Source organism: Clostridium sp. 1001271B_151109_B4, from assembly GCF_015670405.1.
Lineage (GTDB): Bacteria > Bacillota > Clostridia > Clostridiales > Clostridiaceae > Clostridium.
This window is the reverse complement of the sequence record NZ_JADPBQ010000001.1, coordinates 221,604-236,954: the sequence shown is the minus strand read 5'-3', so window position 1 is coordinate 236,954 and position 15,351 is coordinate 221,604. Positions and strand designations below refer to the sequence as shown.

Below are 15,351 nucleotides of genomic sequence, written 5' to 3'. Positions count from 1 at the left end.
TTTTAATTAAGGAATTTATCTATAGAAAGGAGGATATACCATGAAAAAAAATAAATCTGTAATTGACATAATTTTTGCTGAATATAATAACTTTTATGAAGCTGAAAAGAAAATAGCTGATTACATTGTTAACAATACACAAAAAGTAATTGATATGACAATTTCAGAATTAGCGGAATCTGCTGGAGCAAGTGATGCAACAGTTACTAGATTTTGCAAGAAGTGTAATATGAAAGGGTTTCATCATTTAAAAATAACTTTAGCAAGAGAAGTTGTTGAATCTAAAAAAGATGATGTAAAAACTTCAGGCGATGTAAGTGATAACAATATAAAAGAATCATTAAGTAATATATTAGCTAATAAAGTTGAAGAATTAAAACAAACAGTTTCTATGATAGATGAAAAAGAATTAAGTGAAATATTAAATTTAATTAGAAAGGCTGGAAATGTACAGTTTGCTGCTGTAGGAAATACAATACCTGTAGCGCTTGATGGTTGTTACAAATTCAATCAAATTGGGATACCTTCTGTTACAAATCCAATATGGGAAACGCAAATAGCTTATACATTTAATTTATCAAAAGGTGATGTTGTTATAATAATATCAAATTCAGGATCATCTAAAAGACTAATTGATGTAATTGAAGCTGCAAAAGCTAAAGAGGCTTATATCGTCTCTATCACAAACAGCAATAATTCTCCAATTGCTAAACTCTCCGATTATCATATTAAAACTGCAACGCGTGAGAAATTATTTTTGGATGAATATTACTTTTCTAGAATTTCTGCTATGACTGTCATAGAAATATTGTATTTATTCTTAACAGTAGGAAAACCTGATGTTTATAAAAATTTAAGTAAACATGAACAGTCTATTGCTGATAGCAAAATTTAATTCTAGAAGTGAAATTAATGAAGAAAAGATGTGCAAGAGAAGCGTTGAGATATATTAAGGACAATACAATTATAGGATTAGAGGGTGGAAGTACTATTTCATACCTTATATCTTTTATAAAAGAAGCAGGTTTAAATATTGAAGTAGTAACACCATCTTTTAAAACGGCTAGTCTTTGTATAGAAAAATGGATTAAAAGTTCTTCCAACATGGTCATAAAAACTTAGGATGAATACCTAAAATGTGAACATGAAGTAAGATCAATAGAAGTTGAAAGGTAGGTAATTATAAAATGATTAAAAAATTTAGAGTATTAAATAATGATGTGAAAATGCCATCTATAGGATTTGGAACATATAAATCTGGAAGCGATGAAGAAACAGCTAAAATTGTTAAATATGCATTAGAATCTGGATATAAACAAATAGATACGGCTTCATTTTATGGAAATGAAGTTGGAATTGGTAATGGTATAAAAGAAAGTGGAATTAAAAGGGAAGACTTATTTTTAGTCACTAAACTTTGGAATGATGATCATGGATATGATAAAACAATAGAATCATTTAACAAATCTTTAGAAAGATTACAAGTTGATTATTTAGATTTATATCTAATTCATTGGCCCAATAAACTAAATTCTGAAACATGGAAGGCCTTTGAGTATCTTTATAAAATAGGTAAAGTGAAAGCTCTAGGAGTATGTAATTTCAAGATAGGCCATTTAGAGGAATTAAAGAAAACTGCTGAAATAATGCCTATGGTAAATCAAGTAGAAGTACACCCTCAAAGTTCTAAAAATGATATGCTAAGATACTGTGAAGAAAATAATATTCAACTTGTTGCTTGGAGCCCAATCATGAGAGGTAAGTTATCTACTAATGAGTTAATGTTAAAATTAGCAGAAAAATATAAGAAATCTATAGCACAAATAACCTTAAGATGGCATATACAAAGAGGCGTAATTCCAATACCTAAGTCATCAAATGAAAGAAGAATAAAAGAAAACTTAGACATTTTTGATTTTGAGCTTTCTATGGAAGATATGGATGCAATTAATTCATTAGATGAAGGTTATAATGCTTCAATAACAGGGGTGCCAGAAAATACTACTTATCTTGATTTTAAATAATTATATTTAAAATTAACTAGATTCAATAATAAAAACGAACCACAAATAAAAGAAATTTATTTGTGGTTCGTTTTTATTTCTATAATCCTTTGGTGAGAATATATATATTGCTTTAAAAGTTCTATTAAAACGATATACATTTTTATTCTATTTAGATTTATTTATAAAAATATTTGGAAAAATATATAAATATATTTACAAATACTAAAATATGGGTATAATATAATTATAAGTAATGATAATCATTATCAATAAAAGAAGGTGTAAAAATGTCTTTAATTTTATCTCAAGTTGGACAAGAAGTCACAATAAAAAAAATAACAGGTAATGCTGAAACAAAAAAATTTCTTAATAGCTTAGGTTTTGTAATTGGAGAAGGAATAACAATAGTATCTGATTTAGGTGGGAACTTAATTGTAAATATCAAAGGAGCTAGAATAGCACTAGATAAAGGAATGGCTAGTAGAATCTTAGTTTAGGGGGATTAAATATGACTACATTAAAGGATGTTAAATGTGGACAAACAGTAAAAGTAAAAAAAGTAGAAGGTATAGGCCCAATTCGTAGAAGAATAATGGATATGGGAATAACTAAAGGAAGTGAAATTTACGTTCGTAAAGTGGCTCCATTAGGTGATCCAATTGAAATTAATATAAGAGGATATGAATTATCAATTAGAAAATTTGATGCAGAAATGATTGTAATTGAGTAATTATACAATTAAACAAATAAGGGGGAAAAACTATGTCAATTAAAATTGGATTAGCTGGTAATCCAAATTGCGGTAAAACTACAATGTTTAATAATCTTACAGGTGCAAAGCAATATGTAGGTAATTGGCCAGGAGTAACGGTTGAAAAAAAGGTTGGTAAATTAAAGGGGCATAATGATGTTGAGATTGTAGATTTACCAGGGGTTTATTCTTTGTCTCCATATACTTTAGAAGAGGTAGTAACAAGAAATTTTATGATTGATGATAAACCAGATGCAATTATAAATATAATTGATGCCTCAAATATTGAAAGAAATTTATATTTAACAACTCAAATATTAGAATTAGGTATACCAACGGTTATTGCATTAAATATGATTGATGTGGTTGAAAAACGTGGTGATATTATAAATTTAGATAAAATATCACAAATCTTAGGATGCCCGGTAATTAAGACTAGTGCATTAAAAGGAACTGGAACTAAAGAAGTTGCTTTAAAAGCAATTGAAATAGCTAAAAATAAAACTTCTAATAATTTTAATATGAATTTTTCTCAAGAAGTAAAATCTGCACTTAATGAAATAAAAGCATTAATAAGCAGCGAAAACTTGAAAAAAAGTGATATTAACGATAATTGGATGGCAATAAAACTTTTTGAAAGAGATAGCAACTTATTAGAAAAAATAACTATTAACAATGAAGTAAATGATAAAATCGAAAATATCATTATTCAATGTGAAAAAGAGTTTGATGATGATGCTGAAGGTATAATTACTGCAGAAAGATATGAGTTTATAGGTTCTATTGTTTCAAAAATTATAAAGAAAAAAGACAACTCTAAGCATACAATTTCAGATAAAATTGATAAAGTTGTTACAAATAGAATACTTGCATTACCTATTTTCGCTTTAATAATGTGGGGAGTTTACTATATTTCTGTTAGTTCATTAGGAGCAATACTTACTGATTGGACTAATGATACGCTATTTGGTGAAATTATTGGAGAAAATGTAGCTGCATTTTTAGAAAACATAGGAACTGCACCTTGGTTGCAAGGATTAATTAATGATGGAATAATAGGCGGTGTTGGTGCTGTATTAGGATTTGTTCCTCAAATTATGTTATTATTTTTCTTATTAGCAATATTAGAAGATTGTGGTTATATGGCTAGAATAGCTTTCATTATGGATAGGATTTTCCGTAAGTTTGGTCTTTCTGGAAAATCATTTATTCCAGTTCTTATAAGTTCTGGCTGTGGAGTTCCTGGTATAATGGCTACTAGAACAATGGAAAATGATAAAGATAGAAGAATTACAATAATGCTTACAACATTTATTCCTTGTGGAGCAAAGCTTCCTATCATCGCTTTATTTGCTGGTGCAATATTTGGTGGAGCATCATGGGTAGCACCTTCTGTATATTTCTTAGGAATTTTCATGATTATAATTTGTGGAATTATATTAAATAAAACAAAGATGTTTAAAGGTGAACCTGCTCCTTTTGTAATGGAACTACCACAATATCATATTCCAAGCTTTAAAGGTGTAATACTTCATATGTGGGACAGAGCAAAAGCCTTTATTGTTAAAGCAGGAACAATTATATTTGTGGCTTGTGCAGTAATCTGGTTTACAAGTTCATTTAGCTGGACATTACAAATGGTGGATGCTCAAGATAGTATTCTTGCAAGCATAGGAAAAGTAATAGCTCCTATATTTGCACCACTTGGATTTGGAAATTGGCAATCAGCAGTTTCAACAGTAACAGGCTTTGTTGCTAAAGAAAATGTAGTTGGTACCTTTGGAGTATTATTTGGAATAGCAGAAGCAGCAGAAGATACGCCTGTATTATTAACTCAAATAGGATCAATGTTTACAGCTGCTAGTGGATTAGCATTTATTGCATTTAACATGTTAAATGCTCCTTGTTTCGCAGCTATAGGTGCAATTAGAAGAGAAATGGGATCATGGAAATGGATGTGGATTACTATAGGATTCCAAACACTTACTGCTTATATTGTTGCCTTAATAATTAATCAAGTAGGTAGTTTTATTTTAGGTACTGGCAGCCTAATTGGTGCAATTGGTTCTGTTTTAATTGCAGTATTTGCAATTTCTATAGCAGTATTATCAGGTAGAGAGATAAAAAGCAACAAAAAAGTAACAAATGCCAACTAAGATAATTTATTATACTCAATAAGGAAGTGAATAGTATGGCAAACTTTATTATTGGTGGAATAGTTTTAGTGCTATTAATTTTAGCTATTAGGAAAATAGTTAAGAATAATAAGAGTTGTGGATGTCATTGTTCAGGATGTTCTGAAGCGAAATCTTGTAATAATAAACTTGAAATTAAAAAATAACCATTTTCAATAAGCTGAGATTTATGAGTCTCAGCTTATTTTTTATGTAAATTATTTTGTTTAAAGATAATAATTTAATAATTGTTACATATTATATAATATGGTAGTTAAATTAAAATATAGGAGGAAAAATGGATATTTGGATGGTTTTGGGGATAGATAAAACTAAAGATAAATCTTTAATAAAAGATAGGTATTTCGATATGTTAACCAAAGTAAATCCAGAAGATAATCCAGAAGGATTTAAAATTCTAAGAGCTGCATATGAAAAAGCTCTTGAATATGCTAAAAATGAAAATATTGATGAGGATAATTCTGCCTTAGAAAAATGGATTGAAAAAGTTAAAACTATTTATAAGTCATTTTCATTAAGAATAGACATAAATGAATGGAATAAATTACTTAATGAAGATATAAGTTTTTCTTTAGAAACTAAAGATGTGGCCTGTGAAAAATTACTTCAATATTTAATGAATAATATTAATATTCCATGCGAAGTATGGAGATTAATTGATTCACATTTCGAAATAAAGGAAAGAAAAAAAGAACTTTATGAACAATTTCCAACAGAATATATTGATTTTATTATTGATAGAGTTGAAAATAATGATATTATAAATTATTACCTTTTTAAAGTTGAAGATAATAAAGATTATGATTCATGGATTAATTTATATTTTAATATAATACAGGAGCTAAACAATAATAACATGGAAGTAGTTAAAACATATTTAGAACAATTACAAAGTTTTAACATATATCATCCATATTTTGATTTGCTTCAGTGTAGATATCATATGACTTTAGGTAATTACGCTATTTCAAAAAATATAATTTCTAATTTAATAAAAAGTTATCCAAATAATATGGCTATAAATTATTATGCAGCAGAATTAGAATGGGTAGAAAAGAATTATAAACAAGCTAAGGATTTATATGAGCACTGCTTAGATATTTCTCCAAATAATTTTAATGCAAAAGTAGGACTTGCTGATTCACTTCTTGAACTTGGTGAATTAGAAAAATCCAAGAATACATTTATTGATTTAATTAATATCGATCCATATTATGATTATCTTCGAGAAAGAGTTTCATATATAAATAGCATTTTGATTGCTAAGCTAAATGATCAGTTAACAACAAACCCAAATAATAATAAATTAAACTTTGAGTTAGCTTGGTGCTATTATGAAAATTTTAATTATGAAAAAGCAATAAATTTAGTTTTGAAAATTAAGTGTAATAATAAAAGTGACATTATCCAAAAGTATGATATTTTGGGTAACTCGTACTTTCATCTGGAATCCTATGATAATGCATTAAAATATTTTCATGAACTTTTAAAAAACAAAAAAGCTAAAAATAATGAAATTGAGCTTGTCAGTATATACAATAAACTTGGTCGAATATATTCAAAATTAAGAAGATATGATGAGTCACTTAAATTTTTTGATAAAGTTTTGAACTTAATGCCTAATAATATCTATTATATAAATTGTAAGTGCAATACATTAATTAAGTTAGGTAAATATGAAGAGTGTTTAGAATTAAGTGATATTGGTATAGAAGTAGATAAAAATGATTCGCTTATTTACAGTTTTAGAGCTGAAGCATTATATAATTTAGGATATTTAAAAGAAGCATTAGATTCTGCTAATACATGTATTAATCTTTGCCCATACATTAGTACTCCTTATATTATTAAAATGAAAATATTATTAGATAATCAAGAAAATGAAGAAGTATTGATGGTTTATAATGAAGCAAATAAATACAAAATCAGTGATAGTGAAATTATATTATGCAAATGTGAGGCCTTAATAAAATTAAATAGAGGAGAAGATGCTGAAGATTTAATTAAAAATTTACTAATAAATATTAATGACTCTAATGAAGAAAATAATGAGATAAAATGTAAGGCTTTTTACTTACTTTCACTAAATGAATTAAATAAAGACAATTTTAATTTTGCTTTGGAATTAATTAATGAAGCAATATCTTTTAATGATAAAGATTTAGATAATTATTATTTAAGAGCATATATTTATAGATGTATTTTTGAATATAATCTTGCATTAAATGATTATAACTTTATAATCAATAATAATGGGAATATAGCATTTTCATATTATCAATGTGCAATTATATTCAGAGAAATTGGCAAATATAGACTTGCAATAAGTTATTTTAATAAAGTATTAGAAATTGACCCAGATTACCCAAATGCAAAAAAAGAGATTTTTAAGTTACAACAAAAGTTAAATAGTTATTTATAATATTAATTTTTAGTTGGGAGGGATATGGCTACGATTAAATTAAAATATTAATATATTTTGATTTGTAGTCTATGAATATGATAATAGGAATTGATCTTGGTACTACAAACAGCTTAGTATCTTATTTTAGTGAAAAGGGAGCTGTAATTATACCAAATAGATTTGGAGAAAAGCTAACACCATCAGTTGTAAGTTTTGGAGATAATGGAGAAGTTTATGTTGGTAAAGTAGCTAAAGAGAGAATAATTACTTATCCAGAAAGTACAAAAGAACTTTTTAAAAGAAGTATGGGCAGTAAAAAAGAGTTTTTAATAAATGAAAATAAATTTACTGCTGAAGAATTATCTTCGTTTATTATAAGATCTTTAAAGGAAGATGCTGAAGAGTATTTAGGAAGTGAAGTTAATGAGGCTATAATAAGTGTGCCAGCATATTTTAATGATAAGCAACGTAAAGCAACTCAATTGGCTGGAAAACTAGCCGGACTAAAAGTTGAAAGAATAGTAAATGAACCTACTGCAGCTGCTATAGCTTATGGATTGCAAAATAGAAATACTAACACTAAATTTTTAGTATTTGACTTAGGGGGCGGTACCTTCGATGTGTCAATTCTCGAAGTCTATAAAAATATAATGGAAGTTCATGCTGTTGCTGGTGATAATTATTTAGGTGGAGATGATTTTACCGAGATATTAGTTAATATGTTTTTAAGGGCTAATGAATTAGAATCATGTAATCTTGACTCTACAACAATTGCTATTATAAAAAAGCAAGCAGAAGAAGCAAAAAAAATGTTTTCTAAACAAAAAAATGTAGTAATTAAATGTAAAGTTAATGATAAGATACTTAAATATAAAATATCATTAGATGATTATGAAAAAAACTGTGAATTACTACTAGCTAAAATACGTAAACCAATTGAAAGAGCATTAAAAGATGCAGAAATTAAATTACATGATATAGATGAAATACTTTTAATAGGTGGTGCTACAAAGCTTCCTATTATACGAAATTTTGTTGGTAAGCTTTTTGGACGTCTACCAAATATATCTATTAATCCTGAAGAAGCTGTAGCGCTTGGAGCTGGTATACAAGGTGCTATGAAGGAAAGAAATGAACTAATAAAGGATATTGTCTTAACAGATGTATGTCCATATACATTAGGAACTGAAATATCTGTATTAAAAGAAGGAGAATATTATGAAGGTGGGCATTTTTGTCCAATAATTGAAAGAAATACTGTAGTTCCAGTAAGTAGAACAGAAAGATTATACACAATTCATGATAATCAATCTTCTATTAAAGTAGAAATATTACAAGGTGAGAGTAGGTTTGCTAAAAACAATGTTTACTTAGGAGAGATAAACATTCCTGTACCAATAGGCAAAGCAGGTGAACAAGCTGTTGATGTTACTTATACTTATGATATTAACTCTATTTTAGAGGTTGAAGTTACAGTTGTATCTACTAAACTTAAGAAACATCTAATTATAAAAAAGAGTGATAATGACATGAGTGACGAAGAAATTCAAGAAAGATTTAAAGAATTATCTGAGCTTAAAATACCCCCTAGAGAACAGGAAGAAAATAAACTTGTACTTTCTATGGGTGAAAGTATTTATGAACAAAGTGTTGGAGAAACTCGAAGAGAGGTTGAATTTTATTTAAGGAAATTTGAAAATATACTTGATAAGCAAAATAGAGATGAAATTAAAGCTGCTGCTGAAGAACTAAAAGAAAAATTTGAATTTATATTAAATAGAAATAATGAATGTTAATATATACCTTCTAATTATCATACAAAATATTTGAATAAAATAAGTTGCTATTTCATTTTGTTTTAGCAACTTATTTTCTTTATAAAGAAATTTGATACAATATTATAAATCAATTAATCTAATATAATAAAGATAATGTGAAATAAATATGTTACTATAATACTAAATAGAAGATATTAAATTTAATATAAAAAAGAAAGGTGTACTTAAATGAATTATAAAGATGTTTTAATTAATGCTAAAAGTTGTATTGGTCAATATTGTAAGGCCTGTGTTGAATGTAATGGAAAAGCATGTAAAAATCAAATTCCTGGACCTGGTGCAAAAGGAGTTGGAGATACTGCAATTAGAAATTATGATAAATGGAAAGAAATAAGAGTTAATATGGATACATTAACTGAAAATAAACCTGTAGATATGAGTTGTGATCTGTTTGATAGGAAGTTTAAGTATCCTTTTTTTGCAGGACCAGTAGGTGCTGTTAATTTACATTATGGGGAAAAATATGATGATATGACTTACAATAATTTATTAGTTTCAGCATGTGCTAATGAAGGTATCTTAGCATTTACAGGAGATGGAACTAATCCTGATGTTATGAAAGGTGCTACTACTGCTATAAAAAATGTAGGAGGTTTAGGTATTCCAACGATTAAACCATGGAATATTGATACTATTAAAGAAAAAATAGAACTAGTAAAGAAAAGTAATGCAATTGCAGTAGCTATGGATATAGATGCTGCTGGTCTTCCATTTTTAAAAAATATGAATCCTCCAGCAGGAGCAAAATCAGTAGAAGAATTAAAGGAAATAATTGAAATTTCAAATTTACCATTTATAGTAAAGGGAATAATGACTGTAAAAGGAGCTTTAAAGGCTAAGGAAGCAGGGGCATATGCTATAGTGGTATCTAACCATGGTGGCAGAGTCTTAGATCAATGTCCTTCAACAGCAGAAGTTTTAGAAGATATAGTAAAAGCAGTTGGTGATTCTATGAAAGTATTTGTAGATGGTGGAATACGTTCAGGAGTTGATGTATTTAAAGCTTTAGCCTTAGGTGCTGATGGCGTACTTATATGTAGGACTTTTGTAACAGCTCTTTATGGTGGAGAAGAAGCTGGTGTTAAATCATATATTCAAAAGTTAGCAAGTGAACTTGAAGACACAATGGCTATGTGTGGAGCATACTCAATAAATGAAATAACACGAGATATGATTAGGTATTAAAGTGAATTTAAAAAAAGAAAATATAATAAAAATGTTAGTATTTTATAAAAATTATATACTGCTAAAATAAATTTTGGGCAAAAAATTATGCACAAACTCACTATAACCTTAAAGTAAAATCAAAATTCTCAATGAAAATGACAAGATCAATAAGGTTAACTGTTAAAGAGTGATCAGGAAATAAAATTTAACTATTAAAAGTTACTATATAAGTAACAAGTACTTTCGAAATACCATATAAGCTAAGTAGTTATTGCGGTAAATGGAAGAATAAAAGGCTTGTTTAAATTGCATAAAGATATATATTCTTACTACTAGATAAGTATATATGTCTTTATTAAAAATATTTACAGTATAATTATCATAGGATAAAATAGGCATGAATAGGATGGAGGGGATTAAATGAAAAAAGCTATATTTTTCGATATAGATGGAACATTATTAGATTATATGAATGGAATTATTGATATAACACCAAAAGTTAAACAAGCTATTCATTCCTTGCAAAAAGAAGGGCATTATGTTTTTATAGCAACTGGTAGACCATATGCCTTTTTAAGTAAATCAATATTAGATTTCGGGTTTGATGGATTTGTGCTAGCTAATGGAGCACATGTTATAATTAAAAATAAAACTATTTTTAGTGAATATCTAGATAAATCTTTTGTTAGCAATCTAGTAGCTGAGTTAGAAAATCTTAATATTCAATATGTCTTAGAAGGTGAATATTACTCATATATGAAAGATTGCTTTAAAGAATTTCATGATTTTTACGACACAGTAGGAGTTTCAAAAGAATTGTTTAAAGTTAATTATTCGTTAGATGATATTGGAATATATAAAATTGAAATGATGTGTCCTAATGATGAAACAGTAGAAAAATGCTTAAATATAGTTCAAAGAAATGAGGATTACGATTATGTTAATAGCATAGCGTTAAAATCATTTGAATTATACTCAAAGAAAAATACAAAAGCAACTGGTATAATTAAAGCTTTACAGTACTTAGATATTGATATAAATGATAGTTATGCTTTCGGTGATGGTAAAAATGATATTGAAATGTTAGAAACCGTTGTATGTGGAATAGCTATGGGGAATGCATGTGATAGTATTAAGAAATATGCTAATGAAATTACGACATCAATACACGATGATGGTGTAGCAATTGGAATTGAAAGATTTATACTTAAAAAGTAATGAAAACTCTCTTAATTGATTTGATATCTTTTAAGAGAGTTTTGACTTTTACATTTAGCACCAAAGGCTATTCTCTGGCATGCTTTCTAAAATATTATATAAAATTTGAACAAAAGTATCCTTTTTTATATTTCCAGATGATAAAAGCTGTTTATATTGTTTACTTCCAGGTTGACCTTGAAATAAGCTATGTAGTGGAGCAGCTAGTAGATGCACATTACTACCATTAGCGATTTCTTCTTTAACATATGGAATATATGATTTTATTATTTCTCCACGGGAAATAGGTTTTAAATTTTCATTATCAACTTTTTGTAAATTAGCTAATAGATAACAATCCTCATATGCAGCTCTACCAATCATAACCCCATTAACTTTAGTAAGAGCATCTTTAATTGATTCAACTGTTTTAAATCCACCATTGATTTCAATATTTAAATAATCAAAATCTTTTTTTAATCTATAAACCATATCATAATCTAGAGGAGGTATTTCTCTATTATCTTTTGGACTTAATCCTTTTAAAATTGCTGAACGCGCATGAACAGTGTACCTATCTGGTTTTGCTTTAGATACAGTATCTAAAAATTCTAATAAATCATCGTATCCATCCATTATTACTTTAGAATTTTTATCTTGAATTATTCCTGTGCCATCAATACCAATTCTATGCTTAATAGTTATTGGTTTATTTGTAGCTTCTTTCATAGCAAGTAATATTTCATATACTAATTTTCTATCTGACATTAATGCGGCACCCATTAAATTTCCAGAAACCCTATCAGATGGACAGCCACAATTTAAATTTATTTCAGAATAATTATATGAATTTGCTTTCTTAACTGCTTTATAAGCATCTTCAGGATTAGATGCAGCTATTTGCAGTGCAACATTACCTTCTTCTTCTCTAAAATAAAGAATTTTATCTAACTCACCATTTAGTATTGCTTGTGCTGTTACCATTTCTGTATATAATAGAATTTCTTTATTCATTAATCTGCAGAAATATCTAAAATGCCTATGTGATTTGTCAACCATTGGAGCAATACTTATTTTAGGTGTTTTTATATTTGAAATATATTTTTCCATCATTTGTATCCTTTCTAATTTTTGAAATTAGTCAATTTTATTATAGCATAATAAATTTTGATTACTTATATAAATAAACATAAATATGATAAATTTTTAAAAGTAGGAGATAGGTAATGATTTTAATAAAGCAAAGATTTATTAAATTTAATTTCACAAAAAGAAATGAAAAACCTAAATACATTGTGATACACGATACTGATAACCCAGGCTTAGATACTGAATACCACTATAATTACTTTAATAGCGAAAATAAAAATGCTAGTGCAGATTTCTTTGTAGATTCAAAACAAATTATTCAAACAGTTGACAGCGATATTAATTATAGCTGGCATTGCGGTGATGGTCATGGAAAGTACGGAATAACGAATCAAAATTCTTTGGGTATAGAGATATGTATTGAAAAAGATGGGAATCCTACTGAGGCAACTTTACAATCTACAATAGAATTAACCAAATTTTTAATGAAAAAGTATAATATTTCTATTAATAATGTAGTTAGACATTACGATGTTTCAAGAAAGAAATGTCCAAAATCATTTATGAAAAATAATTGGTTCAAATGGCATGAGTTTAAAAAAATGATTTGTAACTTATAATATTAATTTTATATCAATAAATATAAGAACAGATATTTAAAATGTTCTTATATTTATTTAATATTATATATGAGCATTATTTGCAAACTTTTCTGTTACTTCAAGAAATGTTAATATATCTTCTTCTGGAATATTATTTGTTAATTTCTTAAGGAACTCCAACTGCATATTGTGTAATTCACTAACGATTTCTTTAGATTGAGATGTTAATTTTAAATGCTGACATCTTCTATCTAATTTATCAACTTCTATTGAAATAAGTCCCTTTTTTAATAATGGCTCTACAGCTTTAGAAACATACGCTTTGGAAAGTCCTTTTAATTGAACAATATCTTTAGCAGTATCACATTCGGGATTATTAAATAAAAAAGCTAAAATATCTGCTTCCGGTTTAGTAATTCCACATTTTTGGGCTACTTCGCAAGAAAGTTTATAGTAAAATTCATTAATATTTTTAAATGAATATAACATTTTTGTAATATTTAAATTGTGTATCATAATAATCCTCCAATATAGTTGACAGAAAAACAGTTTCTTTGTAAACTATTTTATATAAATACTTTATATTTGTCAATTTATATTTAAAGGAGAATTTATTATGCAACAAAATCAAACGGAAGAATTAGGAACCTTAAGTGTTGGTAAATTGCTGTTCAAATTGGCTGTTCCTGCAATTGCTGCACAAATAATCAACTTATTATATAATTTAGTTGATAGAATGTATATAGGGCATATACCTGGAGTTGGTAAGTTAGCTCTTACGGGAGTTGGAGTATGCTTACCACTTATTATGCTTATTTCTGCCTTCGCAGCATTAGTAAGCATGGGAGCAGCACCAAGAGCATCAATCTTTTTAGGAAAGGGAGAGAAGGACAATGCCGAGAAAACATTAGGAAATTCATTTTCTTTATTGATACTTATCTCAATTATATTAACTGTTATTTTCTTTTTCTTTGCTGAAGATTTATTATTATTATTTGGGGCAAGTGAAAATACTATAGCTTATGGGACTAGCTATATGAAAATTTATAGTCTTGGGACAATATTTGTACAATTAACATTAGGATTAAATGCTTTTATTAGTGCTCAAGGATTTGCCAAAGTAAGTATGATGACTGTTTTAATTGGGGCAATTTTTAATATAGTACTTGATCCAATTTTAATTTTTGGTTTTAATATGGGAGTATCAGGTGCTGCACTAGCAACTATAATATCACAATCATTATCAATGCTATGGATTTTAAAATTTTTAACAGGCAAAGAAACAACACTAAAAATTAAAATAAAAAATTTGCATTTATCAAAAGATATAGTTTTACCTTCTATTGCATTAGGATTAGCACCATTTATTATGCAAGCAACCGAAAGTATAATAACTGTTTGCTTTAATTCATCGCTTTTAAAGTATGGTGGAGACATTGCAGTTGGAGCAATGACAATACTAACTAGTGTAATGCAATTTTCAATGCTGCCTCTTACTGGTTTAACTCAAGGAGGACAACCAATTCTTAGTTATAATTACGGGGCAAGAAATCCAGAACGTGTAAGAAAAGCGTTTAAAATATTACTTATATCTTGTGTAACTTATTCTATTATATTATGGGCTTTAGCTATGATAACTCCAAAATCCTTTGTATTAATATTTAATAATGATCCTGAGCTTTTAGAGTTTACAAGCCACGCATTAAGAATATATATGGCCTTATCGGGTATATTTGGAATACAAATAGCTTGCCAACAATCTTTTATTGCTTTAGGAAATGCAAAGACTTCATTATTTTTAGCTTTATTAAGAAAAATAATATTATTAATTCCATTAATATATATTATGCCAATATTTATATCTAATAAAACAACAGCAGTATTTATGGCTGAACCTGTAGCAGATTTAATTGCTGTTTCAACTACTGCAATATTGTTTTACATTCAATTTAAAAAAGCTATGAATGAAATATCAAATAATACTGAAGAAGTATAGTAAATAAAACTAAAGTAAAATATAAAAAAATATCCGCAAGGATATTTTTTTATTTTATAGATTAATAATTATTTTCATAATGTTAAATTTCTATAATATTTCTAGA

15 protein-coding genes are annotated in these 15,351 nt (G+C 27.4%); 13 read left to right on the top strand and 2 right to left on the bottom strand.

Features of this window, described 5'->3' with window-relative positions; all coding sequences use genetic code 11:
- Positions 1–40 precede the first annotated feature (40 nt).
- From I4V63_RS01130 to I4V63_RS01080, 11 genes are all read left to right on the top strand, one after another.
- Positions 41–895, top strand: a complete 855-nt coding sequence (locus I4V63_RS01130) for a MurR/RpiR family transcriptional regulator (protein ID WP_195999463.1) — start codon at positions 41–43, stop codon at positions 893–895.
- A 17-nt stretch (positions 896–912) separates the two neighbouring features.
- Positions 913–1,122: a hypothetical protein gene (locus I4V63_RS01125; protein WP_195999462.1), complete on the top strand. Its 210-nt coding sequence runs from the start codon at positions 913–915 to the stop codon at positions 1,120–1,122.
- A 65-nt stretch (positions 1,123–1,187) separates the two neighbouring features.
- The gene (locus I4V63_RS01120) at positions 1,188–2,024 is read left to right on the top strand and encodes an aldo/keto reductase (RefSeq protein ID WP_195999461.1); all 837 of its coding nucleotides are present in this window, start codon (positions 1,188–1,190) and stop codon (positions 2,022–2,024) included.
- Between the two features lie 269 nt (positions 2,025–2,293).
- The gene (locus tag I4V63_RS01115; protein WP_042400391.1) at positions 2,294–2,503 is read left to right on the top strand and encodes a FeoA family protein; all 210 of its coding nucleotides are present in this window, start codon (positions 2,294–2,296) and stop codon (positions 2,501–2,503) included.
- A gap of 11 nt (positions 2,504–2,514) precedes the next feature.
- Positions 2,515–2,736 carry a ferrous iron transport protein A gene (locus tag I4V63_RS01110; RefSeq protein ID WP_195999460.1) on the top strand — a complete coding sequence of 74 codons (222 nt, stop codon included), beginning with the start codon at positions 2,515–2,517 and terminating at the stop codon, positions 2,734–2,736.
- Positions 2,737–2,768: 32 nt separating this feature from the next.
- The gene (gene feoB, locus I4V63_RS01105; protein WP_195999459.1) at positions 2,769–4,913 is read left to right on the top strand and encodes a ferrous iron transport protein B; all 2,145 of its coding nucleotides are present in this window, start codon (positions 2,769–2,771) and stop codon (positions 4,911–4,913) included.
- A gap of 35 nt (positions 4,914–4,948) precedes the next feature.
- A complete protein-coding gene (locus tag I4V63_RS01100; RefSeq protein WP_195999458.1) occupies positions 4,949–5,098 on the top strand; it encodes a FeoB-associated Cys-rich membrane protein in 150 nt (49 codons plus the stop codon).
- Between the two features lie 131 nt (positions 5,099–5,229).
- Complete coding sequence (locus I4V63_RS01095; RefSeq protein WP_195999457.1) at positions 5,230–7,374, top strand: tetratricopeptide repeat protein; 2,145 nt, start codon at positions 5,230–5,232, stop codon at positions 7,372–7,374.
- 77 nt (positions 7,375–7,451) lie between these two features.
- Positions 7,452–9,152: a molecular chaperone HscC gene (locus I4V63_RS01090; RefSeq protein ID WP_195999456.1), complete on the top strand. Its 1,701-nt coding sequence runs from the start codon at positions 7,452–7,454 to the stop codon at positions 9,150–9,152.
- A 210-nt stretch (positions 9,153–9,362) separates the two neighbouring features.
- On the top strand, positions 9,363–10,379 hold the full coding sequence (locus I4V63_RS01085; protein WP_195999455.1) for an alpha-hydroxy-acid oxidizing protein: 1,017 nt from the start codon (positions 9,363–9,365) through the stop codon (positions 10,377–10,379).
- Positions 10,380–10,781: 402 nt separating this feature from the next.
- On the top strand, positions 10,782–11,579 hold the full coding sequence (locus tag I4V63_RS01080) for an HAD family hydrolase (RefSeq protein ID WP_195999454.1): 798 nt from the start codon (positions 10,782–10,784) through the stop codon (positions 11,577–11,579).
- A gap of 54 nt (positions 11,580–11,633) precedes the next feature.
- Here I4V63_RS01080 and dusA read toward each other — a convergent pair whose 3' ends face one another.
- Positions 11,634–12,671, bottom strand: a complete 1,038-nt coding sequence (dusA, locus tag I4V63_RS01075; protein ID WP_195999453.1) for a tRNA dihydrouridine(20/20a) synthase DusA — start codon at positions 12,669–12,671, stop codon at positions 11,634–11,636.
- Positions 12,672–12,784: 113 nt separating this feature from the next.
- Between dusA and I4V63_RS01070 the strand changes: the two genes are divergently transcribed.
- Positions 12,785–13,267 (top strand): N-acetylmuramoyl-L-alanine amidase, encoded by a 483-nt coding sequence (locus I4V63_RS01070; RefSeq protein WP_207746477.1) that lies wholly within the window; start codon positions 12,785–12,787, stop codon positions 13,265–13,267.
- 63 nt (positions 13,268–13,330) lie between these two features.
- On the opposite strand, the gene I4V63_RS01065 is transcribed toward I4V63_RS01070, so the two are convergent.
- The gene (locus I4V63_RS01065) at positions 13,331–13,765 is read right to left on the bottom strand and encodes a MarR family winged helix-turn-helix transcriptional regulator (protein ID WP_195999452.1); all 435 of its coding nucleotides are present in this window, start codon (positions 13,763–13,765) and stop codon (positions 13,331–13,333) included.
- Positions 13,766–13,865: 100 nt separating this feature from the next.
- Here I4V63_RS01065 and I4V63_RS01060 point away from each other — a divergent pair, with 100 nt between their 5' ends.
- The gene (locus I4V63_RS01060; protein ID WP_195999451.1) at positions 13,866–15,245 is read left to right on the top strand and encodes an MATE family efflux transporter; all 1,380 of its coding nucleotides are present in this window, start codon (positions 13,866–13,868) and stop codon (positions 15,243–15,245) included.
- The last annotated feature ends 106 nt before the right edge of the window (positions 15,246–15,351 follow it).

Excerpts from the sequence above, each read along its gene's own strand:
- I4V63_RS01085 (WP_195999455.1), top strand. The coding sequence starts at position 9,363 with ATGAATTATAAAGATGTTTTAATTAATGCTAAAAGTTGTATTGGTCAA.
- I4V63_RS01090 (WP_195999456.1), top strand. The coding sequence starts at position 7,452 with ATGATAATAGGAATTGATCTTGGTACTACAAACAGCTTAGTATCTTAT.
- I4V63_RS01065 (WP_195999452.1), bottom strand. The coding sequence starts at position 13,765 with ATGATACACAATTTAAATATTACAAAAATGTTATATTCATTTAAAAAT.
- dusA (WP_195999453.1), bottom strand. The coding sequence starts at position 12,671 with ATGATGGAAAAATATATTTCAAATATAAAAACACCTAAAATAAGTATT.
- I4V63_RS01095 (WP_195999457.1), top strand. The coding sequence starts at position 5,230 with ATGGATATTTGGATGGTTTTGGGGATAGATAAAACTAAAGATAAATCT.
- feoB (WP_195999459.1), top strand. The coding sequence starts at position 2,769 with ATGTCAATTAAAATTGGATTAGCTGGTAATCCAAATTGCGGTAAAACT.
- I4V63_RS01100 (WP_195999458.1), top strand. The coding sequence starts at position 4,949 with ATGGCAAACTTTATTATTGGTGGAATAGTTTTAGTGCTATTAATTTTA.
- I4V63_RS01125 (WP_195999462.1), top strand. The coding sequence starts at position 913 with ATGAAGAAAAGATGTGCAAGAGAAGCGTTGAGATATATTAAGGACAAT.
- I4V63_RS01115 (WP_042400391.1), top strand. The coding sequence starts at position 2,294 with ATGTCTTTAATTTTATCTCAAGTTGGACAAGAAGTCACAATAAAAAAA.
- I4V63_RS01120 (WP_195999461.1), top strand. The coding sequence starts at position 1,188 with ATGATTAAAAAATTTAGAGTATTAAATAATGATGTGAAAATGCCATCT.
- I4V63_RS01060 (WP_195999451.1), top strand. The coding sequence starts at position 13,866 with ATGCAACAAAATCAAACGGAAGAATTAGGAACCTTAAGTGTTGGTAAA.
- I4V63_RS01110 (WP_195999460.1), top strand. The coding sequence starts at position 2,515 with ATGACTACATTAAAGGATGTTAAATGTGGACAAACAGTAAAAGTAAAA.
- I4V63_RS01130 (WP_195999463.1), top strand. The coding sequence starts at position 41 with ATGAAAAAAAATAAATCTGTAATTGACATAATTTTTGCTGAATATAAT.
- I4V63_RS01080 (WP_195999454.1), top strand. The coding sequence starts at position 10,782 with ATGAAAAAAGCTATATTTTTCGATATAGATGGAACATTATTAGATTAT.
- I4V63_RS01070 (WP_207746477.1), top strand. The coding sequence starts at position 12,785 with ATGATTTTAATAAAGCAAAGATTTATTAAATTTAATTTCACAAAAAGA.